This window comes from Nonomuraea sp. NPDC049152, from assembly GCF_040648355.1.
Lineage (GTDB): Bacteria > Actinomycetota > Actinomycetes > Streptosporangiales > Streptosporangiaceae > Nonomuraea.
Genome location: NZ_JBEZDO010000043.1, coordinates 1 through 23,639, shown reverse-complemented (window position 1 = coordinate 23,639; position 23,639 = coordinate 1). Strand labels below are relative to the sequence as shown.

Below are 23,639 nucleotides of genomic sequence, written 5' to 3'. Positions count from 1 at the left end.
TCCGGCCAGACGGCGTGATCATCACAGCGGCCGAGCGAACCACAGGTGCTTCCGCAGGTGTCCTGACCATCCGGGAACGTGTACGACCGGCCGGTTGGCGATGTTGTTGCTGGGGATTTGCTTTGTTGAGAGGGACGCGGCGGCAGCAGATGTGGTGAGCTTGCCGCACATTTCGGGCATTTTCCGTGGATCTGTGGAGGTTCGTGGATGCAGCGGCTGAAGGTGACGTGCACGGACCAGCGCGACCGCGTGGTCGTCTCGCCTCACGGGGAGATCGACATGGCGACCGCCGAGCATCTGCGGGCGCAACTGGTGCGGGCCGTGGTCAACCGCATCGGGCTTGCGCCCGTGCTCGAGGTGGATATGAGCCAGGTGTCGTTCATGGACTGCTCGGGCTTGGGCGTGCTGATCTCGTTCAAGCACAGCCTCGTGCGCACGGGCGGTGACCTCGCCCTGACCAACGTGCCGGCCCGGGTGGATCGAGTGCTCGGCTGTCTGGGCCTCGATCATCTGCTGGAGGCTCGCGCCGAGCACCTGCCTCACCTTCGGCCGGCCGCGTCGGCGCCGAGTTGGTCAACGCAATCGCGTGCACCTGGTGACACCGGTTCGCCTACCAGCTTCGTCTGGGCCTGATGAAACGGTTCTCATCGACACCCCGGGAATCCTGTGCTGATGCGGACGGCGAACGTCGGTGTCCCTCACTCTGCCGATAGCGCCCGTCGCAGCGGCTCACGCGGCAGCGCCGTGCGGTCGGTGCCTGTGGCGGGGTCGAGGTCCTGAACGTCCGGCCCGGTCGAGCCGCTCGGGCGCCGTGTGCTCCCGGTGTCGACGAGCGAGACGTAGTGCTGCAGGTCGCGCATCGGCATACCGGACAGCCGCATCCGGGTGAGGAACACCAGGCGTCGCACCGCTTCGGCGTCGTAGACGCGGTGACCGTTGCTGTCGCGGGCCACCTCGACCAGCCCGGCCCGCTCGTAGTAGCGCAGCGTGTGGGGCGAGAGGTCGAGGAGGTCGGCGACTTCAGCGATCATCATCGACTCGGGCACGTCGGCCAGGTCGGTGAGGCGGTGGATCGCCTCAACCGACAGCGGGCCCTCGTCCCCGAGTGTTTCGAGCGCTCTGGTCATCAGATCGTCGGTGGCCATGACAGCCAGCCTAGATCGGCCGGACCGACGCCGGGACGCCCTGGAAGTCGGCGCCGCGGGCGGTCTCGGCCCACCGCTCGACCTCGTCCAGGCCACGCCGGTACGCACCCGAGATACGCTCGACCGCCTCGCGCCCGAGCGGCAGCCGTAGCGGCACCTCGTCACCGTGCGCGAGGGACACGATGATCTCGGCCGCCCGCGCCGGGTCACCTTCCTGGAGGCCGTCGGTCCCTGCCATGTCCGCGCGGACGTCGGCGAGCAGGTCACGGTAGGTCTCGGACGCCTCGGTGAACTCGAGCACGTCGGCCGCGTTGAAGTCGGTCCTGAACCGGCTGGGCTCGACGATCATCACGCGGATCCCGAACGGCGCGACCTCCCCAGCCAGGGCCTCGGACCAGCCTTCGAGGGCGAACTTCGACGCGGAGTACGTCGACACGCCGGGGAACGACATCCGCCCACCCTGGCTGCTCATCTGCACGATCGTCCCGGTGCCCCGCGCACGCATCGCGGGCAGAGCCGCGCGGACGAGCGCGGCAGGGCCGAACAGGTGCAGATCCATCAGCTCACGCAGCTGCGCGTCGCTGACCTCCTCGACCGCTCCGACCACAGCTCGGCCCGCGTTGTTGACGAGCACGTCGAGCTGACCGAAGCGGCCGAGGGTGTCCCCTACGAGGTCCACGGCCGCGGCGATGTCTCGGGCGTCGAACTTCGCGATCAGGCAGTTGTCCGGGTACTTGGCCTCCAGGTCGGCCACACTCTCGGGCCGGCGCACCGCCGCCACCACATGGTCGCCCGCCGCGAGCGCCGACTCCGCCAGTGCGCGCCCGAAACCGCGGGACGCGCCGGTGATGATCCAGGTCTTTGTCGTCATGGCGGCGACGCTATGGCTTCGAGCGCGCTCGAACGCAAAACCGGCGCGACCGCGAACAGCCGGCCTCGCCCCGCGTCGCTCGCCTCCCGGCCCCAGCCCCCGACTCCCCGGCGCCGCCCTGACCGCCGCGCGGGGATGGCCCCGGCCGGCGGTGTCCCGGTAGCCGATGACGATCAACAGCCCGGCCGTCCAAGCCCTGCCGGCGACCTTCATCGCCGACAAGACCAACGTCGATGAGTCCGCGGCTCGCGCCGCGGACAACGAGGTTCCGCGGAATGAACCGGAAAGACCCAGGTGTAGCTTCGAACGGGGGTACCCGGGCGAGAAGATCGAACGTGCCCTGAGCGCGATGCGCTGATCGCCACAGGACGCGGCCGCACGCAGGCACGCCGGAAATGAGTCGCCGAGCATTCGGCTGAATCGTAGGGTGCAGGCGTGGATCATGCTGATTTCTACACAGGCATCGTCGCCGAGCTGTATGGGCCGCTGAAGTCTGTCGCCCAAGATCCAGAGCCCTACGCGGCCTTTGTCGAAGAAGCCGGTTCCCCGGCTCTGGAACTGGGCTGCGGGGACGGTGATCCGTTGCTCGACCTGCGTCGGCGTGGCCTGGACGTCGAGGGCGTCGACGCCTCGGCGGACATGCTGGACCGGTGCCGTCGCCGGGCGCGGAAGCAGGGCGTCGACGTCGTCGTCCACCACCAGCGCATGGAGGCGCTCGATCTGCCACGCCGCTACCGTGCGATCTTCCTTGCCGGCCCGACTTTCAACCTGCTTCCCGACGACTCCACCGCTCTGGCCGCCCTCCGCGGCATCCGCGACCACCTCGCCGTAGGCGGCACCGCCCTGGTGCCGCTGTTTGTGCCATCGCCCACACCTGCCGAACAGATCGGCCGCGTGCGCATAGCTGCGGCGGACGACGGTGCCGAGTTGCGGGTCTCGGTACGGTCCGAGGAGCGTAGCGATTCCGAGCGGACCCAGACGACGGTGTTGCGCTACGAGCGGCACCGCGACGGCGAGAGCACCATCGTGGACCGCCCCTGGGTGCTGCACTGGTACACCCGCTCAGGATTCGAGGGCCTTGCCGCAGCCGCCGGCCTGATCGCGGTGTCGGTCCTGGAGACGCCAGGCGCCTCCGACCTGCAATTCCGGCTGCAAGCCGCCGGTTGAACAGCGTCTGGCGCCATGTCGTGCGGCGAGCCGTCGACACCGGCCCACCCATCACCCGGTAAGGACGTATTCATCGAGACGAGGAAGTCGAGGAGGTGACGTGTCGTCTGGTCGGGTGCCTCCTCCGGGAGGAAGTGCCCGGCCGGGATCGGCTCGCCGCGCACCTCGTCGCACCAGGTTCGCCATATCTCCAGCGGCGGGTACCAGTCGGCGAGGGGGCCGGTATGGCTCCACAAGGCAAGGGTCGGGCAGGTGATTCGCCGTATGCCTCGGTCGGCTTCGTCGTGCAGGTAGTCGATCGTGGCCGCCGCGCGGTATGACTCGCAGATGGCATGGACGGTGTCGGGATCGCCGAACGCGGCGACGTACGCGGCGCGCAACTCTGCAGGGAAGGCGTCCGGCACCTCGGACCACGTGTCGAGCATGTGATTCACCAGCACAGCGGGCGCGTGGGCGATCAACTGCTCGGGTACGGGCTCCGGCGCGGCGAGAAATGACCAGACCCAGAACCCCAGACTGAAATCCATGTCCGCCCGGCCGAACGCCTCACCCGTGGGGACGATGTCCAGGACCGCGAGACGTGTGACGGCGTCTGGATGATCCAGTGCCATCCGGTACGCGCAGCGGGCCCCCCGGTCGTGTCCGATCACGCTGAACCGGTCGAATCCCAGCACGTTCATGACGTCGACCTGGTCACAAGCGATCTCGCGCATGCTGTACGGGGCATGATCGGGCGTGCTCGGTGGTTTGCCGCTGTCGCCGAAGCCTCGAAGGTCGGTGGCGACGACGGTGAAACGCTCGGCGAGTCGCGGCGCCACCCGATGCCACATCAGGTGGGTCTCGGGGATGCCGTGCAGCAGCAGGATCGGCGCACCGCTGCCGCCCCGACGTCCGTGAATCGCCGTACCCCGCGTGGAGATGTCGAATTCCTCGAACCCGTCGAACATGAAACCGACCCCCTCTTTTCACGGTTCGTCCCCGACGAATCTGCCCGCAGTCGCCGCCCGTACCTGTTCCTCCGCGTCACACCGTGCCGGTGCCCCCGGCGGGGAAGTGGGCTATGGTCGGCCTCATGGTGACCTGGGGCGATCGCGGCTCCGCTGCCTTCACGGCGGCGGTGGGCCTGCTCCTGCTCGCCCTGGCCATGGTCGCCTGCACCCCGACGTGGGCCGGTGGCGTTCACGATCGTCAGTCCTCCGCCCCCGACGTCCTGACGCCGGGCGCTGAGGTCTCGACGCTGTCGACGCTGCCGCTGCCGGCGGTCAGAAACCCCGAACACCTGCCGAGCGTGTGGCCGGTCGGACACAAGGACGCGGCCGGCCCCGAGACGCTCGATCTCGCCTGGCCCGCCGCGGGTTCAGCGGCCATCGTCGGCCCCCAGCAACCCGGGCATCGCACCGCGGGCTCGCGCAGCCCGCCCCTGGTCTAGAGGCTCTCTCCCTTCCTCCCCCTCGCCTTGAGCGGCGGTCCCGGCACCGATGCGCGCCCGGACGCAGGGGGCTCGTCGGCCTGCCCGCCACTCGTGGGCGACCGCTGGATTCCTCACACCAGGAGCGATGCCGTCATGGCTTCAGTGCACACGTTCATGCAGGACTACAGCCGCCACCTGGCCCAGCTCGAAGAGCTACGCGAGTTGCTGGAGAAGCGGCTGGTCACGGCCCGCGCCGAGCTCGGCCGCGCCGCGACCGCGGTCTCGGCCGGGCAGCGGGTCGCCGCCGTCGAGGCGGCCCTCGATCGAATGGATCGCGGCGTGTACGGCACCTGCCGCCGCTGTGGCGCCCTCATCCCGTTCGCCCGCCTGCTGCAGGCTCCGCAGGAGCAGTGTTGCGGCGGCTGCGAGCGCACCGGGACGGCGGCATGACCATCACCGGCCGCGCATCCTGGCTGGAGGGCCATGCCGCGGTCGACCTCGGCACTGCCCGGGTCAGGGCAGTGGTTCTCGGCCACCCTGTGATCATCGACCAGCCCGCCGGCCTGACGTCGCGGGACGAGACCCGCTGGCCTGTCAGGCACGGCATCGTGGTGGACACCGCGACCTGCGCCCGCCTGGTGGACAGAGCGCTGCGCGCCGTGACGGTGGACGCCGAGCGGCCTCTGCGGAAGGTGCTGCTCGGCGTCCCGGTGAGCGCCTCGCCCGCGGAGCGGGCCGCGGCCGCCGAGGCGGTACGCCGGGCGGCGGGCTGCCCGGTGGCCGCGGTCGAGGAGCCGCTGGCCGCCGCCGTCGGCTGTGGACTCGACGTGACCGACCCACGCCCGCAACTCCTCGTGGACATCGGCGCGGGCATCATCGAGGCCGTCGTCATCCGCGACGCCGCGGTCGTCGACGCGGTCGCGCTGCAGCTTCCCGCACCGGCACAGCCCGTCCTGCCGTCGCACGTCCAGGACCGGATCACCGCGATGACGGCCGAGCTGCTGGCCAGGCTGCCGTCGGCGATGAGGGGGAGCGCGCGAGAGCGCGGCCTGCTGCTCACCGGAGGCGGAGCCTGCCAGCCGCGACTGGCGGCGCGGCTCTGCTCCCGGCTCGGCCTCGTGGTGAGCTCCGCGCCCGAACCGGCGCACGCCACCGTCAGGGGCCTGGCCCGCCTCTGCCTGTCGCCTCTCGCGGCGCTGGTGGCCCTGCCGACGGCGTGATCGCCGTCTCATTCGACTCGCGGAAGGAAGCACCCATGACTCAGTACGGCGACGTCCAGCTCAGCGACGTCCAGGTTCAGGCGATCCAGGAGGACCTTCAGGGTCAGCTCATGTGGCGCGTGTCCAGGCTCGACGAGCTCAGGGCGCTGGCGGAGAGCGTCGACAACGGAGACGGCTCCCTTCAGGGAGTTCTCGCCGACCTGGCCGCGACCGAGCGGAGTATCGCGGAGATCCACGAAGGGCGGAGCACAGGCGCCGCGCCCTGCTCCGGTCCGTCGCGCGTCCCGCACAAGACGGCGACGCAAGGGTCGTTCGGCGGGCCAGGCCGGGCTCGGCCGGGTCGAGCCGGCGTGCGATGCGGACGACTCTTCCTGATGAACTACAACTTCACGCCCAAGCCGTAGAGACTGCGGGTATGACCCACAGCCACGACCATGATCCAGCGTGCGAGGTCGCCCATAGCGATACGCCCCTGATGGAGACGGGAAGGACGCTGGTCGCCGTCTTCGCCTCTCCGGTGGCCGGCCACCTGCTGCGGTTCGGCGTGGAGGTGGGGTTCACGCCGATCTTGCTGGAGCCTGATCCCAGGCGGGTGCTCGACGGCTTCACGGCGGTTTCCGAACCTGGCGACTTCCTGGACGGCACCGCCGACGTCGTACTCACCGACCACCACCGGGAGGAGATCGGGCCGGTGCTGCGCGACCTCCTCAAGAGCCCGGCCCGATGGATCGGAATCATGGGCAGCCCTCGCCATACGGGTCCGCACGTGCAGGCGCTGGCCGAGCTGGGCGTCCCGCGGGAGGAGATCGCCCGCGTGCACCGTCCGGTCGGGCTCAACATCGGCTCCCGTACGCCTGCGGAGATCGCTCTCGCGACCCTCGCGGGGCTGATCGCCGACAGGAACGGCCGGCCCGGCGGCTTCCACTTCTGAGAGCCCACCCTGCACGCGTCAGGGCATCAGCCACTCGCCGCTGCCGACCCGCCGGCTACAGCCACCGGGCCCATGAAATGGTTCAGTAATGACCCAATCCCGAAATCCTTCAAACGTCCGGCAAGTTCTCATGGGCCATCGGGAAATCGTCAGGGCCCCGCGTTAAACGTTTGTTCACGTTTACTGTCAGCCCGGGCGCGGCTCTGCTATCATTGCCCACTTTTCGCTTGAGGCCGGTATTTTCGGTGGCTTTGTGGCCATATCCGCGGACCTTGACATGGGATTGATGTGGAGTATGCCTGAAGTATGCCTGAATCGCCATAGACCGGCGATGGGTCTGCGGTGCCGAAGGCCGGAGAAGGGCGAGTTCGATCTCTGGTGGGGATGCCTATGGCGACGTACGAGTACCGCTGCCTCGATTGCGGGCGATTCGAGGTGCACCTGCCGATAGGGACCGCCGCGGCGGTGTTCGCTTGCCCCGCCTGTGACCACCCGGCCCGGCGAGTGTTCTCCGCGCCGTACCTCAGCAGGGTGCCCTCGGCAGTGGCTGCCGCGCTCACCCGCGAGGAGCAAAGCCGGGAAGCGCCCGAGGTCGTCACGAGCGTGCCTCTCCAGCGGCGCCGACGACAACCGCCGCATCCAGCGTTGTCACGCCTGCCTCGGCCTTGATGAGGAAGAGCGACGCGATCACGTGCGGGAACCAATCACGAACGCGGGTCGCCCGGAATGGGTGACGCCGCCACATCACAACATCAGGAGGTGCGTCGTTCATGGGAGCCGTCGGACTACTCTACGTCGGCGCAGTGCTCTTCATTAACGGGATGATGCTCCTGGGGAAGGTCGAACCACGCGCGGCTGGTGTCTTCAACCTCTTCGTCGGCGGCCTGCAGGTGATCACGCCCACCGTGCTGATCATCACCAACCCGGGGAACGCGGCCGTGATCCTCGGTGCGTCGGGGATCTATCTCTTCGGTTTCACCTATCTGTACGTCGGGATCAACCTGCTGGGCGGTTTCGACTCCACGGGAGTCGGCTATTTCTCCCTGTTCGTGGCCATCATGGCGCTCGGATACGCCTACGCGAACTTCCAACTCCTGGGTGATCCGGCGTTCGGTGTCATCTGGCTCTACTGGGGGTTCCTGTGGTTCCTCTTCTTCGTGTTGCTGGGCTTGAAACACGAGCAGATCACCAGGTACACGGGCTGGATCACGGCGATCCAGGGATGGGTCACGGCGGCGATTCCCGCGTTCATGCTCCTTGCCGGCTACTGGCAGAACACGAGGCTCATCGCCGTCATCCTCGCAGTGTTCGGCCTGGTGGTCTTCATCGCGCTGTGGCCGCTGACGCGAGGACGGGAACCGGCCGCGGCGGCACCGAGCCCGAGCGATGAGGCGATGGGCGCCCGTGACCGGACGCATCGCCCCCGCTGGACCTGACGCGACGACCGCAGCGGCGGAGGAGGTGATGCGGCGCGCTAATACCCGATGACACCACTATCAAGGAAAGGCATTCATCATGCCAAACGTCGTATTCGGCGTCGATCAATCGATGTCAATGCGGGACCAGAAGATACCTGGGCATAACCGATGGCACCCGGATATTCCGGTGGCTGATATGGTCCGCCCCGGAGATGAGTTCCGCGTCGAATGCAGGGAATGGACGGACGCACAAATCGGCAACAACGATTCCGCGAACGACGTACGGGACGTCGACCTGAGCGTCGCGCACGTGCTGAGCGGGCCCATCGGGGTGGACGGAGCCGAGCCAGGCGATCTCCTGGTCATCGACATCCTTGACCTCGGACCGGTTCCGCAGCAGGTCGGGGAGGCGCCAGGACAGGGATGGGGTTACACCGGCGTGTTCGCCAAGGCGAACGGCGGCGGATTCCTGACCGACTACTTCCCTGACGCCTACAAGGCGATCTGGGATTTCCACGGCCAGATCGCCACATCCCGCCACCTGCCAGGTGTGCGGTACACCGGCATCACCCACCCCGGGCTGTTCGGCACCGCGCCATCAGCCGATCTGCTCGCGTCCTGGAACCGCCGCGAGCAGGCTCTCATCGACACCGATCCGCAACGGGTCCCGCCGCTCGGCCTGGCACCGCTGGCTGACAACACCATCGCCGGCACGGCAAGCGGCGAGGTGGCGCAGCGAGTCGCCAACGAGGGTGCCCGTACGGTTCCGGCGCGGGAGAACGGCGGCAACCACGACATCAAGAACTTCACCCGCGGGGCCCGGGTCTTCTACCCGGTGCACGTGAAGGACGCCAAGTTCTCCGGAGGTGACCTGCACTTCAGCCAGGGCGACGGCGAGATCACCTTCTGCGGCGCGATCGAGATGGGCGGGTTCATCGACTTCCACGTCGAGCTCATCAAGGGTGGCATGGAGAAGTACGGCATCACCACCAACCCGGTCTTCATGCCCGGCAACGTCGAGCCGCGATACTCCGAGTTCCTCTCGTTCATCGGGATCTCGGTCGATCACGACACCGACACCAACTACTACCTCGACGCGACGGTGGCCTATCGCAGGGCCTGCCTCAACGCCGTCGAGTACCTCAAGAAGTGGGGCTACACCGGCGAACAGGCCTACCTGCTCCTGGGCTCGGCCCCGATCGAGGGGCGTGTCAGCGGGATCGTCGACATCCCCAACGCATGCTGCTCGCTCTACCTGCCCATCGGGATCTTCGACTTCGACGTACGGCCGAACGCGGAGGGACCAGTCAGCAGGGAGCGTGGGCAGTGCGCCGTGACGAGCTGACCGCCCCGGCAGGAGATGTGCGCCGACTCTGGGGGTGATCTTACTGGTTGGGAGAGGTGTGACGACGAGAGCGGCCACCGCGTGATCATCGACCGATCCTGAGGACGAACGCAGATCGCGCGGTGGCCGGGATTCACGGCCCGCCGGACAGGATCAAGAATGTGGATCCGGCGGTTAATATTTTGGTCTTTTTATCGTCAAGAGCTACCGGGTGCTTCGAGGTGCCAGGCGATGGGTCGGCGCATCTTCCGCACCAGGTTGGAGTGCCGTTCGGCGGGCCCTCTTGGCCGAACACCACGTCTCTGCCAATGGTCAACCATGCCCCGAGTTCCAAAAACGTGCGCAAAGACACCGTTATCCTAGCGTGTAGTCACAAAACACCCTGACATGTCCAGTGAAACCGGAGCTATTCCCGAACAGGTGTGCGAGCCTGACGCACCGAAGGGTTGATCTATGAACAACGACGCCGTGTGGGTTCGAAGCGTGACGGGCATGCAAATGCACCACACCACAGACCTCCAGGACGCCAGCCGATTCCTGGGCAATGCGGTGATGGCGCTGCGGGCCGCGCACGTACGAACCGGCGACGATCGGTACTCCGACCTCGCCGCCCAGCTCAAGACCATGGCGGCGGAGACGCGGACGTTGGAGACCCAGGCCCGGGCACGCATGCACGGGTTGCATTCGGCGGACCCTGAGCAGTTCGTCCGCTGCCGCGAGGGCGAAGAGCCGTGGCCCGACGAGATCCAGGCAGGATTCGTTCCGCGCCACACCTGCAACGATCAGTGCCTGTATCACGACAACAACGTTCTCAACGCCATCATGCAGTGCATCTGCGGGCGACCCCCGTGCCGGGCATGCGCCATCGCCGGTACGCCGTGAGGTGAACCGCGTACGGCCGGCGACGACCCGTGCGATCACGGAACTGATCGTCAGCCCGGCGTGGGAGAAATCCCGAGTGGGAAATCGGCGGGTGCGCACGCGAGTTGACGCGGCGCGGTTTCCGGGTCAGCGAAGCGACCGTGCAGGGACATACCAGGAGTCGACGTCCTGCCGTGGTCTACCTGTCCGGCCTGCTCGTCCGGTTGCGTCCACGGACGTGGTTTACGAGTTTTCGCTGGTGACAGGCGTGGCGTTACGCTGAGGGATGTGAGGGCGCCGCGCCGACGGGCGGGTCCCCGCGGCGGTGGGGCTCGCCGTACCCGAACCGCGGTCAGCCGCCAACGGTCCCTGCTCGTGACAGTTCGTGCCCGCGTCCGCGGGCGCAGGCCACGGGTGGGGAGAGGTTTGCGTCCCAGGCGAGGTTCGCGGCAGTGACCGAGCCCGTCGACCCCGATGTCGATCTCGCCGATGCGCGTCAGCAGCGTGAGCTGCGCCGTTCGCACTATGGAGTGCTGGCGGTGATCGCCGCGGGCGGCGCGATCGGCGCGTCCGCCCGCTACGGGGCGGCCCTGCTGTGGCCGACCGCGGCCGGCTCCTTTCCGTGGACCACGCTGGGTGTCAACGCCTCCGGATGCCTGGTGATCGGGATCTTCCTGGTCTTGATCGAGGCGTGGACGGCGCCGGCTTGGCTGCGGCCGTTCTTCGCCACCGGGGTGCTGGGCGGGTTCACCACCTTTTCTACCTACTGTGCAGACATCGAACGCCTGGTGGCCGGTGGCCGGGCGGGCCTGGCGCTCGGCTATCTGGTGGCGACGGCCGCGGCGGCTCTGGCCGCCGTGACGGCCGGCGCCTGGGGCACTCGGCGCCTTCTGGCGCTGAAGATGCCAGGGAGCACACGATGATCCCGTCCGGACGGGCGTTGCGGTTGACGGTCTTCACCTGGCATCACCCCCCGATGGTCGCCGAGAGCGTTGCGCCGCACGGTCTGCTCATCGAGGGTCCGGCCCTCCTGGACGAGGTCGAGGTCGTTCACTCCCCAGGGAGGCAGGCCAGATGAACTGGCTACTGGTATCGCTGGGCGGCGCGGTCGGCGCGCCGTTGCGCTACCTGACCGACCGGGCCGTGCAGGCCCGCCACGACACGGTCTTCCCGTGGGGCACCTTCACCGCGAACGTGGTCGGCTCGCTGATCCTGGGCGTGCTGACAGGGGCGGCGCTGTCCGGGGCGGCGGGCGCCGACGTGCAACTGCTGCTGGGCACCGGGCTGTGCGGGGCACTGACCACATACTCCACGTTTTCGGTTGAGACGCTACGGCTGGCCGAGGCCGGGGCGGCCTTCTTCGCCGCTGCCAACGTCATCGTTTCGATCATCGCAGGCCTGGGCGCGCTGTTCCTCGGCCTCGCGACCGCCCAGGCCATCTTCAATTGAAGCGCCTGGGTGTCGGCGCGCCCGGCCGGTGCTGGGCCGCGCACGGCCGATGCCGACGTGGTTAGTGGTTGTGGTCTTGGCGGGGACGGTTGAGCAGCAGGTCGGCGGCGCGGGCGAGGACCTGGGCTCGGGTGCGGTCGCCGTGGTCGGCGGCGAGGAAGTGCTCGCCGATCGCCACGCAGAAGGCGAGCATGCTGCGGGCCTCGACCTCGTCGGCATCGGAGCAGAAAGTGCCGATCATCTCGCGCAGCAGCGCCATGCGCCGGTTGTCCACCCGTCGCAAGCGCTCGGCGACCGCCTCGTCACGCCGGGCCCAGTCCCGGACCGCGAGATCGATGGGCAGCAGGCGGTCGTCAGAGAAGGTGAGCATGCCCGCGCGCTGGATTTTGTCCTTCGGGTCGCCGCCCTCGCGCTCGACGCGGTCGATCACCTCGTCGATGCTCTCCCGCTCCCAGGCGTCCAGCATCGCCTCCAGCAGGGCGTCGCGGTCGGCGAAGTACCCATAGAAACCGCCTTTCGTGACGCCGAGCTTCTTGGCCAGCGCCTCGACGCGCACGGCATCCGGGCCACCAGCGGCCAGCGCGTGCAACCCCTCCTCGATCCACCTGTCACGCGGCGTACGAGTTGCGCCCATGATGTGTCCCACCTCACCTCTCCGTCGTGTATACGCCACCGTACAATCGAGCTAGCCTCAAATTATACGATGGCGTATACATGAACGGAGACAGTGAGATGACCGGCGGTGGGCTCCCGAACACTGCGCACACCTCTCGCCCCTGGCGGATCCACGAGATCGCCGGCGACTTCCGACTCGAGGACGTGTGGGCACTCCGCACACCTGGCGCCGGGCCGAACGACTTCCCCATGATGCTCGCTGCGATGCAGGCGCCCGGCGGCCCCACGAGGGATCCCTTGCTCGTTCGATTCCTCTTCGCGGTGCGCTGGAAGCTCGGTGCTCTCTTCGGGTGGGACAAGCCCAAGGCGGGCATCGGGGCGCGGGTCCAGTCACTGCGCGACCGCCTGCCGAGCGACCTCCGTGCGGCCCCACGTGGCGGGGACGCCGGGTTCACGCCGTTCGCCTCGGTGTACGAGCTCGACAACGAGTGTGCCCTCGAACTGGCGAGCAAGAGCGTCCACACGGTCATGCACCTAGGGTGGGCGCCGGCCGCGAGCGGCGGGCACGAGCTTCGCATGGCAGTCCTCGTGAAACCCAACGGCCTGTCCGGGCTGCTGTACATGGCCACCATCGCGCCGTTCCGACGTCTCATCGTCTTCCCGGCACTGACCCGGCAGTTGGAACGCGCGTGGCAGGACCGTGGCCGCCCAGGCCGAGAAGGCGGCAGCGCGGCCACCGTTGAAAGCGCCGTGGGAACACACAACATCCCCGAGTCCGTCCGCGCTCTCAGCTCGTTGTCCGATATCGACTACGTCGACCACTTCACCGTCTCCACGGACGCGGACGCGACACCGGAGCAGTGGGCTCGGGCGATGTTCGGTGACGTCCCCAGTGTCGCGGAGCGGTTTATCTGGCGCGGTCTCCTCGGTCTCCGGCTCAGCCGAGGGCGATCGCCGGACACCGTGGCCGGATGGCGGATCGCCGAACGTGGCGCAGACTGGATCCGGCTCGAGGCCGCTTCCTGGTTTCTGACCGGCAACCTTGTCGTACGGGCAACCGACGGGCGGGTGTCGCTGGGGACCTTCCTGCGCTACGACCGGCGCCTGGGCCATAGCGTGTGGCCTCCGTTGTCGGCCGTCCATCGCCGACTGGCACCTGGGCTGCTCCGCGACGCCGCGGCAAAAACAGGCGATCACGAGCTGCGACTGTGATTCCATCGGAGTGGTACGTGGCGCCTCCGCGCATGTTGTGGGCAGGGGTCAGCCTTAGAGCCTGACGTGGCGAGGGCGCTGGATGCCTGTCCCAGACCAAGCACGGGGGGCACGAGCTCGACGAGATCATCCATGCGCCGGTCCGCCTGTCGATCATGGCGGCGCTCGCGGCGTCGACCGGGCCGACTTCCGCTTCCTCAAGGAGACGATCGAGGTCAGCGACTCTCTGCTGTCCAAGCACATGCTCACGCTGGAGGAGGCCGGATACGTGGAGGTGCACAAGAGCTTCGTGGGCAAGCGGCCCCGCACCTCGCTGTCCCTCACCGACGAGGGGAGGGCCGCGTTCGCCGCCTACACCGCCGTCCTGCGACGGATCACCGGTACTTGATCCAACTGTCGATCTCATCCTGAAACAAGCTGCGAGAAAGGCTGATCCCATTCTGAAGCAAGCTGTAAAGAAGATCGCCGCACTGGGCCTCGGGGCGCTGCTCGTCGTGGCCGGCATCGCGCCGGCCGCGCACGCGGCGGGGCCGGGGTTGGACCGGCGGGAGTTGCGGCGCACGCTCGACGAGGTCCCCAAGGGCGGCATCGCGGGAGCCTACTCCGCCGTCCAGGACGGATGGCAGCGCTGGCGCGGCGCGGCGGGACTGGCGGACCTGGAGGCCGCTCGCCCCACACGGCCGGCCATGTACCACCGGATCGGCAGCATCACCAAGACCTTCGTCGCCACCGCCGTCCTGCAGCAGGTCGAGCGGGGCAGGGTACGGCTGGACGCCCCCGTCGAGGAGTACCTGCCCGGGCTGCTGCCCGACCGGCGCATCACCGTCAGGATGCTGCTCAACCACACCAGTCACCTCGGCGACTACGACACCGCGCTCATCACCGGCCCCGACAGCCTCGAACAGATGCGCGTGCGGCAGTACACCGACGAGGAGCTCATCAGGCTCGGCCTCGGCGTCGGCCCGTCGGGCGAGCCGGGCGACTCTCCCGGCAGCTACTCCAACACCAACTACATCGTGCTCGGCCTGCTGCTCGACAAGGTCACCGGAATGCCCGCCGAGCGCTACATCACCCGGCATGTGATCCAGCGGGCTGGCCTTTCCCACACGTTCTTCCCGAGCACGCCGGAGCTGCCGCGACCGCACGCCAAGGCGTACACGTCCTTCTTCGGCTCCTTCCCGCTCAGGGACTTCGCCACCTTCAACATGTCGTGGGGCGGCACGGCGGGCGCGATGGTCTCGACGATGGAGGACCTCAACCGGTTCTTCCACGCCCTGCTCACCGGCCGGTTGATCGGCCAGGCGCAGCTCGCCGAGATGCGGAGGACGGGCCCGATCACGCCGGGGCCCGGGATCCCCGTCACCTTCGACTACGGTCTCGGTCTCGTCGCCTACGACACGCCGTGCGGGAAGCTGTGGGGGCACGACGGCGGCGTCATCGGCATGGCCACGCTGTCGCTGAGCACCCTGGACGGCGGCAAGCAGGCCTCCTCCGGCATCAACATGACCTGGCACCCTGGCACCGACGCGGGCGAGCAGGCCTGGGCCGCGCACGCCGTCGGCGCCGTGTGCAGGACCACCAGCGGGTTCGCGGCCTCCGACGCCAAGAAGCTGCTGCTCGACGCGAGCGCGCCCGTGAAGCGCTGACCTTCAGCTGAAACCATTGGCGTCGGCGACACCGCACACCCGAAATCCCAGATGGGCGCGGTTCTGGTTGCGGTGGTATGCACCCCCCCGCGGGCCGGCTGGAGCTCGGTTCGACCTGTCCGTACAGGAGATCGGATTCCTGGCCGGTGTCGATCGGACAACGCCGTACCCGGGCGAGGCATGTGAGCAGGTCACTACCGCAGGAAGGCCGCAGTGGCCGCCACGAACCTGTCGGCGTCGTCGAGCCAGGGGTAGTGGCCTGCCTCCGACTGCACGACGAGTGAGGCATCAGGGAACAGGTCGGCGATCTCGGCCACCGCCGGAGGAGGACTGTTCAGGTCGAACTCCCCGGCGAGCAGCAGCACGGGCCCCTCATGGGCGGCGAGTGCCGCGCGAGTGGTTTCCGGGTCGAAGGCACCCTCGGTCGCGAAGTGAGCGACAGCTTCCTTGTTGCTCGGCGGGCCGGCCGCAGGGTGATTCTGTGCCGCGGCGTCCCACCGGCCCCAGAAGAAGGGAGCGATGGCCTCCCAGTCGCCGCCCGAACCTGCGGTGATCGCCTCCAAGGCGGCGAACGCCGCAGGGAACCACGGTTCGCCCTTCCTGAGCTGCGCGAGCTCGCGCCGCATCGCTCCGGTGATCGTGACGCCGACGGCTGCCGAGCTGGGGGTGATCAGGACCAGCTTGCCGATGTTGTTCGGGTAGCGGGCCGCGTACTGCACCGCGATGTTCGTGCCGGCAGAGTGGCCGAGCAGGTCCATCCGGGTGAGTCCGAGGTGCTCGCGCAGGGCCTCGACATCGTCGACCAGGCGATCGCAGCGGTAGGAGGCGGTGTCTTCGGGCATCGCGGATCGGCCGGTGCCGCGGAGGTCCAGAAGGATCAGCTGGCGGTGTGCGGACAGGCCGCCGAGGTCGCCGAGGTAGATGGCGTCCGTGGGACCTCCCGGAATGCAGACGAGCGGGTCGCCTGCTCCGTGTACGCGGTAGGCGAGTTGGGTGCCGTCAGGCGCGGAGAAGGTGGGCATGGCCTGGACCCTGCCAGAAATAACCAGGTTATACAACCTGGTTATGAGGGCGGGGGTTCGGGTGTATAACCGGGCTATGGCAGGCGAACAGGACACGCGTCAGAACCTCGACACGCTGACGGAGGAGCAGGCGGAGCAGATGCTCGCCGACATGAACGAGGTCATCCGTGCAGGCGAGGAGATGCGGAGGCTTCGCGCCGAAATGATCAAGCTGTTCGCCGACTTCGGCTGGACGCAGGACAGAATCGCCCAGCTCACCGGCATGAGTCAGCCCGCCGTGTCCAAGCAGGTGGCGAAGTACAAGACCGGCGACTCACCCTCGATGGGGCTTTCCCTCGACCAGCACGACACCCCATGGCTTGATGGACGCTTGTGGGGCCTCGCAGAGGAGATCTCCGAGACCTTCGACGGCACCGCCCGCTGCACTCGCTACGTCACCGCCATCGCCAGGGGCAGGAAGCGTTTCACACCCCAGAACGTCGACGAGTTGCGACGCCTCGTGGAAGAGGATCTGAGACTGCACCGGGGAGAGATGCCGCGCAGTTACCAGGACGCGTACGACGCGATCAGCCGTGGTCTCGACATCCCGTCGAAGGTGACCACCACCGCATCGGCCTCTGTGCGTCGCGCCCTCGCTCGTCAGATCCAGCGCGACCGGCTCCGGGGCGATTCCTGAACCGCCGATCTTGGACGGCAACGCCGCGTAGCACCCGCTGCGGCCGTACACACCTTGGGTGACCTGGGCATTCTCCGAGGCGCAAGCGGAGGTTCCCTTAGGGGTGGTCCTGCGGCTCGGGCCGGGTTCGCCCGGCTGGACTCGGCGGTGGCCGCCGGTGTCGAGATCACCGGTGACAGGAACGCGACCGCGCCATACCACCCGGCCAAGGGGGTACGGCTGAGGTGGTAGGACCCGCTGAGGAAAGGCGCGGCTCATGTGCCGATGGCTCGTTTACTCGGGGACGCCCGTGCTGCTGTGCGACGTGCTGTACCGGCCGGAGCCGTCGCTGATCGACCAGAGTCTGCGCTCGCGGCTGGGCGTGGAGACGACGAACGGCGACGGGTTCGGCATCGGTTGGTACACCGGTGACATCGTCACTCCGGCGATCTTCCGGGACACCGGCCCGGCGTGGAACAACCGTAACCTGCGGGAGATCGCCGAGCATGTCCGCTCACCGCTGTTCTTCGCCCACATCCGCTCGTCGACCGGTACGGCGGTGCAGCAGACCAACTGCCACCCGTTCCGTCACGGGCGCTGGATATGGATGCACAACGGCGTGGTCGCGGGCTTCGATCGGCTCCGGCGTGAGTTGTGCATGGCCGTCGACCCGGCGCTGTTCTCCCGCATCGAGGGCACGACGGACTCGGAGGTGATGTTCTACCTGGCGCTGACGTTCGGTCTGGACGACGATCCGCCGGAGGCGGTGGCCCGCATGGCCGGCCTGGTCGAACGGCTCGGCCACGACCAGGGCATCGAGTTCCCGCTGCAGATGACGGTGGCGACGTCGAACGGCGAGCGGGTGTGGGTTTTCCGCTACTCCAGCCGGCGCCAGTCGCGCACCCTGTTCTACAGTTCCAGCATCGAGTCCCTGCGCGCGCTGCATCCCGATGTCGCGTGGCTGCGGGGGCTGTCGGGAGATACCCGCCTGGTCGTGTCCGAGCCGCTCGGCGACCTGCCGGGAGCCTGGAACGAGCTTCCGGAGAGCAGCTACGGCGTCATCCCGCCCGACGGCGAGCTGCTGGCCGGGTTCAACGTCGCGCAGCTGACCTGACCGGGTACGCCGCTGCGGCGCGGGATGGCCGGCCCCAAGTCAGCCATCCCACGCCGCCTTCACCGGCCGCCCGCAGCACCGTGCGCGACGCCGGGCCGACGTGGCCGGCCGTCAGGCGAGGGTCAGGAGCGCCCTCGACCGGTGAGCGCATCGCGGATCCGGTCGACCAGACCGACCCCCGGTGCCAGCAGCTTGTTGCCGGGCGGGGTGTCGGGCGCGGAGGGATGCGGCCGGGTCGGCGCGATCTTCTTGGCCCGCTCGACCTTGGCGCCCAGCTCTCTCAGCTGCTCCTCGGTGCAGGCCTGCCGCAACCGCGGGAACAGGTCGCTCTCCTCCTCCTGCATGTGGTGGCGGATCTGCCCCATCAGCAGGCGGACGGTAGGCCAGAAATCGGTATCCCCCGGCTCCAGCCGTTCCAACCGCTTCATCGTCTGCTCGGCCTCGGCGTGCTCGGCGATCTCCTCGTCGGCCAGCTGGTCGCCGCCCGGCACGTGCTCGCGCACCGCCGGATACAGGTACGCCTCCTCGGCGATCGAGTGCCGGACCAGCTCGATGACCACCTGCTCGGCCAGCGTCTTGCCCTTCTCCCCGATGTCGCCGGTCAGCAGCTCCAGTTCGGAGAACATCTGCTCGACCTCGCGGTGGTCGGTGACCAGTATCGCGATCACATCTTCCTGCGCGTCCATGTCTCTACCTTCCTGTCGGCGTCCGGGATGGTGGGATCACGCCGTGACGGGCGAAGTCGTCGTGCTGGGCGTGGTGCTTTTCCTCGTCGCGTTCACGTTCCCGCTGACGCCGTCCGAAACATGCACGATGCGGCCCCGCGCGGGCCCACGCGTGTGGGTGCGCGGAAACCGCGGTCGAGTCCGTGGTGGTGGCGCCGATAGAGTTCGTGGCCGGCTGCGGGTTGGTGTCGGTCCACGACGGTGAGGCGGACCACGTGGCGCGGCGGTCGCAACTCGCACTGGTGCCTTATGCCCTGACCCAGGCGGTCCGGGCTCGCGGAGGCGCGGGCGCCCTTGCCGGCAACCATGTGATTCTCGAGTTGGAGAATCGTGGCGGGTATGTCGTGCTCGCGCACCTGCGCGCGGGCTCGGTGCGGGTGGCTGAGGGCGAGTCGGTCGTGGTCGGCCAGGAGCTGGCCGCCTGCGGCAACTCGGGCAACCTGAGACATTGGCAGCCTTTCATTTCACCAACGATTCGCGGTGAAGTGCTTGGAGCGGAGGGAAACGGGTCGCTCCGACCTCACGGCTGCACCTGCTTCGGCAAGGTGAGGATTTCGGCTCCGTCGTTGGTGATTGCGATCGTGTGCTCACTGTGCGCTGTCCGGCAGCCTGTCGCGCTTCGGAGCGTCCACCCGTCGGCATCGGTGATGAGCTCGGCGGTGTCCGCCATGACCCACGGCTCCAATGCCAGCAGCAGCCCAGGGCGCAGTTTGTACCCACGGCCGGGCCGCCCGGTGTTCGAAACGTGCGGGTCCTGGTGCATCGTTGATCCGATGCCATGACCTCCGAACTCGGTGTTGATCGGGTACCCAGCCTCGCTGAGGACGGAGCCGATGGCATGGGAGATGTCACCGATGCGAGCTCCGGGGCCGGCAGCGGCTATCCCTGCGTACAGCGCGCGTTCGGTCGCGTTGATCATCGCGACGCTCTCCGGGGGCAGTGAGTCGCCCACGATGAAGCTGATGGCGGAGTCTGCAGCGACTCCGTCTTTGGAAACGGCGAGGTCGAGCGTCAGCAGGTCGCCGTCGGCAAGCGTGTAGTCGTGGGGCCGCCCGTGGAGTACGGCGTCGTTGACGGCCGTGCAGATGTAGTGGCCGAATGGTCCGCGTCCGAAGGACGGCTCGTAGTCGACGTAACAGGACAGCGCTCCGGCCTCGACGATCATGGTCTCGGCCCACCGGTCGATGTCCAGGAGGTTCGTGCCGACCGTGCTACGGCTCTTCAGGGTCTGCAGGATGCCGGCGACCAGGGCGCCTGTGTCCTTTGCTCGGGCCAGTTCGATGGGGTTCAGGATCTCGATCATGCGGCGCCCTTCTCGTGCTACCAATAACTATCCCGGCCAAACTATACCGGTACTATAATCGGAGCCATGGTCAGGTTGCCGCTCACTCCCGCAGAGGTCGAGCGCGGGCAGCGCCTCGGCGCCCTCCTACGTCGGGCCAGGGGGGAGCGCTCGATGCTCGATACCGCGCTAGATGCAGGTGTCTCACCGGAGACCCTTCGGAAGATCGAGTCTGGTCGCGTAGCCACCCCTGCCTTCCCGACCATCGCGGCGATCGCTGATGTCCTCGGCCTTTCCCTCGATGAAGTGTGGGCCGAGATCAACCAGCCTGACGGCGAGGTCGAACCCACAAGATCAGGTCGCAACGCACGCGACCGGTTGGCCTCGTGAGTCTCGAGCCCGCAGCTCCGTTGCAGGTGCCGACGGCAGAGAGCCCGTGGGCGCGGTGCTCAACCAATGTCCCCGGTCAGTACAGCTAGTTCACGACGAGCGGTAGCAGACGCGACGTGACCGCGCGTTATCCTCGCCGTGCCCGAACTGATCACGCCCACCGTCCGCCTGTACGCCGCCTGGCTCGAGGCGCACCAGGAGTGGGGTCCAGGCGTCCACGAGGACGGGTTCGGGCTGCAGCCGTCCGACGAGGTGGACTCGCCCGCCTGGTGCGATCGCCCTTCGGCACGAGCCCAACGACTTCGGCCATATCGGCTACGGCATCCGGCCGTCCGCGCGCCGGCGCGGGCTGGCCACCTGGGCACTGGGCCGGATCCTCGACGAGGCACGCTTGCTCGGCCTGGACCGGGTGCTGATCACCTGTGCGGCGGACAACGTCGCCTCGGCGAAGACGATCGAGCGCCAGGGCGGCGTCCTCGAGGACGTCCGGGACACCCAGCACGGCCGCACTGGCCGGCGGCGCCCATCGACGTCGACCTCGCCCTCAGGGCCGTCCAGGCGCCACGGGCCGGCAGCAGGAGCCCGGGCGCCACATCACGGCGAAATAGGCTTGGAGTGTGATCGCCGACTTCTGGTTCGACCCGTCATGTCCCTACACGTGGAACGCCTCCCGCTGGCTGCTCGAGGTGACCCAGGTCCGCCCGGTCACCGTGCGCTGGCAGATCCTCAGCCTGTCCGCCCTCAACGAGCACCTCGACGAGGATCCGGAAGGTGACACCGAGGGCTACCTCTGGTTTCCTGCCCGGGTCTGCGCGGCCGTCGAGCGCCGGTACGGCAAGGCCGCGCTGGGTGAGTTCTACAGCATGTACGGCAAGCGAGACGACTGGGACTTCGCCGCAGCTCTGAAGGAGGCGGGGCTGGCTCCCGAGCTGGCCGAGGCGGCGACCGACGAAGATCTCGACGACGAGTTGCGCGCTTCGACCGCTCGGGGCATCGCGATGGTGGGTGGCCACATAGGCACGCCGATCGTCGCGGCGGGCGGCATCGCCTTCTTCGGGCCGGTCATTTCGCAGGTGCCTCGTGGCGAACACGCCGGGTTGTTGTGGGACGGATTGCTGGTGGTGGCCGGCACGCCGGGGTTCCACGAGCTGAAAGGACCACCAGCTCCGGAGATCGTCAGCTGAACCGTCCGGGCAGCGCGAGGAGGGCGCGCCGTACGGCCACGCACCGCCGCGAGCTCCCGCCAGGGCTTCTGCCGCATGTCGGCACCCCGCGGACGCGGACGTGACTGCCGGAGTGTGATGTCCGAATACCGCCAACTTCTGTGGCCGTCTCGGTGTTCCACCTAGTGAGGAGCGAAAGGACCGAGACGATGACCGTGTACACGACCATGGACAGCCCGCTGGGGGAGCCGCTGCCGGTGGGCGAGCGAGGAGTGGCTGCTCTGTTCGACCTGCCCGGCGACTCCGGCGCGCCGGCCATCGGCCACCATCCGGAGCTTCCCGCGCTGAGCGGTCTGGACTGGGAGGCCCTGTACGGCCGGCTCAACGAGACCGGGGTGGCGCTGACACCGCCGCTGCTGACAGCGGCTCAGTGCACGGCCCTCGTCGACGCCTTCGGCGATGAGGGCCTGTACCGCAGCACAGTGGTGATGCAGCGCTACGACTTCGGCCGCGGCACCTACAAGTACTATGCCGACCCGCTGCCCCCGCTGGTCCGGACGCTGCGCGAGAGCCTCTATCCGCCGATGGCGTGGATGGCCAACCAGTGGGCCCGCCTGCTCGGCGAGCGCACCTTCCCCGCCGCCCACGCCGACCTGGTCGCCGAGTGCGCGGCCGCCGGCCAGGCGCGGCCCACCCCGCTGATCCTGCACTACGGCGTAGGCGACTACAGCTGCCTGCACCAGGACATCTACGGCGAGGTCGTCTTCCCGCTCCAGATCGCGATCATGCTCAACCAGCCGGGCGCCGATTTCACCGGCGGCGAGAACGTGTTCGTCGAGCAGCGACCCCGCTCCCAGTCCAAGGCCATCGTCGTCAGGCCGGAACTCGGCCAAGGAATGATCTTCCCGGTCCGGCACCGGCCCTACCGGGGCGCCAACGGCTACCGCCGCCACGCCATGCGGCACGGCACCAACGCCGTCGAATCCGGAACCCGCAACGTCCTGGGCGTCATCTTCCACAACGCCCGCTGAAACGAGACCAGCATGGACGAGCCGCGCACCGATGACACCCGCGGCCTCGTGCCCAGTCCAGGGACGCCGCTGAGCGGGAAGGACCTTCGATGTACACGTTGACCGGCCCGGACGGCAGGCCGTACCGGAGCCCGGTGCCGGGAACACTCGGCGGGTATCGGCGAAAGCGGCTGTACGGGCGGCTGGACTGCCCCTCGGCGCTGCGCGCCATCGCCCGTGGCGGTTACGTCCGCCATCGGGTGTTCTTCGCCGATGAGGCCACCGCGATCGCCGCCGGCTACCGGCCGTGCGCGGGCTGCCTGCCCGAGCGGTACGCCCACTGGAAAGCAACCAAGCGAGGATGACATGAGCTTGACGCGGATGGTTCGCGACTCCCGCTCGCCACTGGTCAGCGCCGAGACGGCGGAACCGACACGCCCGGCCGGGCACACCGCGGCCGAGCTGGCCGCCCTGGTGACCATGCTCATCGCGCAGCGACCGCGGATCGACACGGTCACCATCGGCCACGGCCGGGATGCCGCCTCGGTGGCGGCCGCCGGGCGGTTCGCCGACGAATGGCAGGCGCGAGGCGGGCGGCTCCTCACCGTCGTGCACTGGCCGGAGAGCGCGGCTTCCTGGCTCCGGCACGCCCAGCGGTTCGCGGCGGGCGAGCCGGACGCCTGGGTGGTGGCCGGCGCGCCCCTGGGATGGGCACAGATGGCCCGCCGCCTGCGGCACAGCACCGCCTGGGACCCGGCGCGGACCTTCGGCTTCGCCTCCATCGGCAGCCCCGAGACTGTGACCTTGGCCGGTCCCGGCACCCTGGCCGGGCTGCGCGGCGCCACGTCCCGCGGCGGCTCCTGGCGCATCGGCCGCCATTCGATCACCTGGGAGGAATCTCAATGACCATGTCAAGCGGCAGCAGCCGTGACCTGCTGCGGTGGGACCGGGGAGAAGACTCGGTTGTCGCGCAGCAAGGCCCACAGC

Annotated in this window: 33 protein-coding genes and 1 pseudogene; 26 read left to right on the top strand and 8 right to left on the bottom strand. The window is 68.5% G+C overall.

The window, feature by feature from the left end; genetic code table 11:
* Nucleotides 1-207 precede the first annotated feature (207 nt).
* Entirely contained in the window at nucleotides 208-633 is a 426-nt protein-coding gene (locus AB0B45_RS46120; RefSeq protein WP_358144516.1) for an STAS domain-containing protein, read from the top strand.
* A gap of 65 nt (nucleotides 634-698) precedes the next feature.
* Here the strand turns inward: AB0B45_RS46120 and AB0B45_RS46115 are convergent, their stop codons facing one another.
* Nucleotides 699-1,145 carry a MerR family transcriptional regulator gene (locus AB0B45_RS46115; protein ID WP_358144513.1) on the bottom strand — a complete coding sequence of 149 codons (447 nt, stop codon included), beginning with the start codon at nucleotides 1,143-1,145 and terminating at the stop codon, nucleotides 699-701.
* Between the two features lie 10 nt (nucleotides 1,146-1,155).
* Complete coding sequence (locus AB0B45_RS46110; protein WP_358144511.1) at nucleotides 1,156-2,016, bottom strand: SDR family NAD(P)-dependent oxidoreductase; 861 nt, start codon at nucleotides 2,014-2,016, stop codon at nucleotides 1,156-1,158.
* A gap of 166 nt (nucleotides 2,017-2,182) precedes the next feature.
* On the opposite strand from AB0B45_RS46110, the gene AB0B45_RS46105 reads away from it, so the two are divergent.
* Both AB0B45_RS46105 and AB0B45_RS46100 read left to right on the top strand, forming a co-directional pair.
* Nucleotides 2,183-2,374 (top strand): hypothetical protein, encoded by a 192-nt coding sequence (locus tag AB0B45_RS46105; RefSeq protein ID WP_358144510.1) that lies wholly within the window; start codon nucleotides 2,183-2,185, stop codon nucleotides 2,372-2,374.
* Between the two features lie 77 nt (nucleotides 2,375-2,451).
* Nucleotides 2,452-3,183: a class I SAM-dependent methyltransferase gene (locus AB0B45_RS46100; protein ID WP_358144509.1), complete on the top strand. Its 732-nt coding sequence runs from the start codon at nucleotides 2,452-2,454 to the stop codon at nucleotides 3,181-3,183.
* A gap of 116 nt (nucleotides 3,184-3,299) precedes the next feature.
* Here AB0B45_RS46100 and AB0B45_RS46095 read toward each other — a convergent pair.
* A pseudogene (locus tag AB0B45_RS46095) lies at nucleotides 3,300-4,130 on the bottom strand (alpha/beta hydrolase); the annotation flags it as partial.
* Nucleotides 4,131-4,255: 125 nt separating this feature from the next.
* Here AB0B45_RS46095 and AB0B45_RS46090 point away from each other — a divergent pair.
* The 6 genes from AB0B45_RS46090 (at nucleotide 4,256) to AB0B45_RS46065 (ending at nucleotide 7,414) form a co-directional block, all read left to right on the top strand.
* On the top strand, nucleotides 4,256-4,612 hold the full coding sequence (locus AB0B45_RS46090; RefSeq protein ID WP_358144508.1) for a hypothetical protein: 357 nt from the start codon (nucleotides 4,256-4,258) through the stop codon (nucleotides 4,610-4,612).
* Between the two features lie 135 nt (nucleotides 4,613-4,747).
* The gene (locus AB0B45_RS46085) at nucleotides 4,748-5,044 is read left to right on the top strand and encodes a TraR/DksA C4-type zinc finger protein (protein ID WP_358144507.1); all 297 of its coding nucleotides are present in this window, start codon (nucleotides 4,748-4,750) and stop codon (nucleotides 5,042-5,044) included.
* Nucleotides 5,041-5,814, top strand: a complete 774-nt coding sequence (locus tag AB0B45_RS46080; protein ID WP_358144506.1) for a rod shape-determining protein — start codon at nucleotides 5,041-5,043, stop codon at nucleotides 5,812-5,814. Before AB0B45_RS46085 ends, AB0B45_RS46080 begins: the two co-directional genes overlap by 4 nt.
* 35 nt (nucleotides 5,815-5,849) lie before the next feature.
* Nucleotides 5,850-6,218, top strand: a complete 369-nt coding sequence (locus tag AB0B45_RS46075) for a hypothetical protein (RefSeq protein WP_358144505.1) — start codon at nucleotides 5,850-5,852, stop codon at nucleotides 6,216-6,218.
* 71 nt (nucleotides 6,219-6,289) lie between these two features.
* Nucleotides 6,290-6,745, top strand: a complete 456-nt coding sequence (locus AB0B45_RS46070; RefSeq protein ID WP_358144504.1) for an XdhC family protein — start codon at nucleotides 6,290-6,292, stop codon at nucleotides 6,743-6,745.
* 384 nt (nucleotides 6,746-7,129) lie between these two features.
* Nucleotides 7,130-7,414: a zinc ribbon domain-containing protein gene (locus tag AB0B45_RS46065; protein WP_358144503.1), complete on the top strand. Its 285-nt coding sequence runs from the start codon at nucleotides 7,130-7,132 to the stop codon at nucleotides 7,412-7,414.
* Here the strand turns inward: AB0B45_RS46065 and AB0B45_RS46060 are convergent.
* A complete protein-coding gene (locus AB0B45_RS46060) occupies nucleotides 7,341-7,517 on the bottom strand; it encodes a hypothetical protein (protein WP_358144592.1) in 177 nt (58 codons plus the stop codon). The genes AB0B45_RS46065 and AB0B45_RS46060 overlap by 74 nt on opposite strands.
* Here AB0B45_RS46060 and AB0B45_RS46055 point away from each other — a divergent pair.
* From AB0B45_RS46055 to crcB, 6 genes are all read left to right on the top strand, one after another.
* Entirely contained in the window at nucleotides 7,516-8,181 is a 666-nt protein-coding gene (locus tag AB0B45_RS46055; RefSeq protein WP_358144502.1) for an AmiS/UreI family transporter, read from the top strand. The two genes, AB0B45_RS46060 and AB0B45_RS46055, sit on opposite strands and share 2 nt — an antisense overlap.
* 79 nt (nucleotides 8,182-8,260) lie before the next feature.
* Nucleotides 8,261-9,508: a formamidase gene (gene fmdA, locus AB0B45_RS46050; RefSeq protein ID WP_358144500.1), complete on the top strand. Its 1,248-nt coding sequence runs from the start codon at nucleotides 8,261-8,263 to the stop codon at nucleotides 9,506-9,508.
* Nucleotides 9,509-9,961: 453 nt separating this feature from the next.
* A complete protein-coding gene (locus AB0B45_RS46045) occupies nucleotides 9,962-10,390 on the top strand; it encodes a hypothetical protein (protein ID WP_358144498.1) in 429 nt (142 codons plus the stop codon).
* A 431-nt stretch (nucleotides 10,391-10,821) separates the two neighbouring features.
* Nucleotides 10,822-11,292, top strand: coding sequence for a CrcB family protein (locus AB0B45_RS46040; RefSeq protein ID WP_358144496.1), 471 nt, complete (start codon nucleotides 10,822-10,824; stop codon nucleotides 11,290-11,292).
* Complete coding sequence (locus AB0B45_RS46035; RefSeq protein WP_358144495.1) at nucleotides 11,289-11,447, top strand: hypothetical protein; 159 nt, start codon at nucleotides 11,289-11,291, stop codon at nucleotides 11,445-11,447. The genes AB0B45_RS46040 and AB0B45_RS46035 overlap by 4 nt, the downstream gene beginning before the upstream one ends.
* On the top strand, nucleotides 11,444-11,818 hold the full coding sequence (gene crcB, locus AB0B45_RS46030) for a fluoride efflux transporter CrcB (protein ID WP_358144493.1): 375 nt from the start codon (nucleotides 11,444-11,446) through the stop codon (nucleotides 11,816-11,818). Before AB0B45_RS46035 ends, crcB begins: the two co-directional genes overlap by 4 nt.
* Nucleotides 11,819-11,879: 61 nt before the next feature.
* Here the strand turns inward: crcB and AB0B45_RS46025 are convergent, their stop codons facing one another.
* Nucleotides 11,880-12,452 (bottom strand): TetR/AcrR family transcriptional regulator, encoded by a 573-nt coding sequence (locus AB0B45_RS46025; protein WP_358144491.1) that lies wholly within the window; start codon nucleotides 12,450-12,452, stop codon nucleotides 11,880-11,882.
* An 80-nt stretch (nucleotides 12,453-12,532) separates the two neighbouring features.
* Here AB0B45_RS46025 and AB0B45_RS46020 point away from each other — a divergent pair, with 80 nt between their 5' ends.
* From AB0B45_RS46020 to AB0B45_RS46010, 3 genes are all read left to right on the top strand, one after another.
* Nucleotides 12,533-13,645 (top strand): DUF2867 domain-containing protein, encoded by a 1,113-nt coding sequence (locus AB0B45_RS46020; RefSeq protein WP_358144589.1) that lies wholly within the window; start codon nucleotides 12,533-12,535, stop codon nucleotides 13,643-13,645.
* Between the two features lie 82 nt (nucleotides 13,646-13,727).
* Nucleotides 13,728-14,033, top strand: a complete 306-nt coding sequence (locus AB0B45_RS46015; protein WP_358144489.1) for a transcriptional regulator — start codon at nucleotides 13,728-13,730, stop codon at nucleotides 14,031-14,033.
* A gap of 106 nt (nucleotides 14,034-14,139) precedes the next feature.
* Nucleotides 14,140-15,291, top strand: coding sequence for a serine hydrolase domain-containing protein (locus tag AB0B45_RS46010; RefSeq protein WP_358144487.1), 1,152 nt, complete (start codon nucleotides 14,140-14,142; stop codon nucleotides 15,289-15,291).
* Between the two features lie 194 nt (nucleotides 15,292-15,485).
* Here the strand turns inward: AB0B45_RS46010 and AB0B45_RS46005 are convergent, their stop codons facing one another.
* Nucleotides 15,486-16,313, bottom strand: coding sequence for an alpha/beta hydrolase (locus AB0B45_RS46005; protein ID WP_358144484.1), 828 nt, complete (start codon nucleotides 16,311-16,313; stop codon nucleotides 15,486-15,488).
* On the opposite strand from AB0B45_RS46005, the gene AB0B45_RS46000 reads away from it, so the two are divergent.
* Entirely contained in the window at nucleotides 16,312-16,989 is a 678-nt protein-coding gene (locus tag AB0B45_RS46000) for a helix-turn-helix domain-containing protein (RefSeq protein WP_358144482.1), read from the top strand. The two genes, AB0B45_RS46005 and AB0B45_RS46000, sit on opposite strands and share 2 nt — an antisense overlap.
* 256 nt (nucleotides 16,990-17,245) lie before the next feature.
* Nucleotides 17,246-18,082, top strand: a complete 837-nt coding sequence (locus AB0B45_RS45995; RefSeq protein ID WP_358144481.1) for a class II glutamine amidotransferase — start codon at nucleotides 17,246-17,248, stop codon at nucleotides 18,080-18,082.
* A gap of 122 nt (nucleotides 18,083-18,204) precedes the next feature.
* Here the strand turns inward: AB0B45_RS45995 and AB0B45_RS45990 are convergent, their stop codons facing one another.
* Both AB0B45_RS45990 and map read right to left on the bottom strand, forming a co-directional pair.
* Nucleotides 18,205-18,768 (bottom strand): hemerythrin domain-containing protein, encoded by a 564-nt coding sequence (locus AB0B45_RS45990; protein WP_358144479.1) that lies wholly within the window; start codon nucleotides 18,766-18,768, stop codon nucleotides 18,205-18,207.
* A 559-nt stretch (nucleotides 18,769-19,327) separates the two neighbouring features.
* On the bottom strand, nucleotides 19,328-20,110 hold the full coding sequence (gene map, locus AB0B45_RS45985; RefSeq protein ID WP_358144477.1) for a type I methionyl aminopeptidase: 783 nt from the start codon (nucleotides 20,108-20,110) through the stop codon (nucleotides 19,328-19,330).
* A gap of 66 nt (nucleotides 20,111-20,176) precedes the next feature.
* Between map and AB0B45_RS45980 the strand changes: the two genes are divergently transcribed.
* The 6 genes from AB0B45_RS45980 to AB0B45_RS45955 all read left to right on the top strand — a co-directional run bounded on the left by AB0B45_RS45980 (nucleotide 20,177) and on the right by AB0B45_RS45955 (nucleotide 23,558).
* Entirely contained in the window at nucleotides 20,177-20,479 is a 303-nt protein-coding gene (locus AB0B45_RS45980; RefSeq protein ID WP_358144475.1) for a helix-turn-helix transcriptional regulator, read from the top strand.
* 274 nt (nucleotides 20,480-20,753) lie between these two features.
* Nucleotides 20,754-21,254 carry a GNAT family N-acetyltransferase gene (locus AB0B45_RS45975; protein WP_358144588.1) on the top strand — a complete coding sequence of 167 codons (501 nt, stop codon included), beginning with the start codon at nucleotides 20,754-20,756 and terminating at the stop codon, nucleotides 21,252-21,254.
* Nucleotides 21,157-21,663, top strand: a complete 507-nt coding sequence (locus tag AB0B45_RS45970; protein WP_358144587.1) for a disulfide bond formation protein DsbA — start codon at nucleotides 21,157-21,159, stop codon at nucleotides 21,661-21,663. Before AB0B45_RS45975 ends, AB0B45_RS45970 begins: the two co-directional genes overlap by 98 nt.
* Nucleotides 21,664-21,851: 188 nt before the next feature.
* On the top strand, nucleotides 21,852-22,673 hold the full coding sequence (locus AB0B45_RS45965; protein WP_358144473.1) for a 2OG-Fe(II) oxygenase: 822 nt from the start codon (nucleotides 21,852-21,854) through the stop codon (nucleotides 22,671-22,673).
* 89 nt (nucleotides 22,674-22,762) lie between these two features.
* Nucleotides 22,763-23,017 carry an Ada metal-binding domain-containing protein gene (locus AB0B45_RS45960; protein WP_358144472.1) on the top strand — a complete coding sequence of 85 codons (255 nt, stop codon included), beginning with the start codon at nucleotides 22,763-22,765 and terminating at the stop codon, nucleotides 23,015-23,017.
* A gap of 1 nt (nucleotide 23,018) precedes the next feature.
* Nucleotides 23,019-23,558 (top strand): hypothetical protein, encoded by a 540-nt coding sequence (locus AB0B45_RS45955; protein WP_358144470.1) that lies wholly within the window; start codon nucleotides 23,019-23,021, stop codon nucleotides 23,556-23,558.
* Nucleotides 23,559-23,639: the final 81 nt, after the last annotated feature.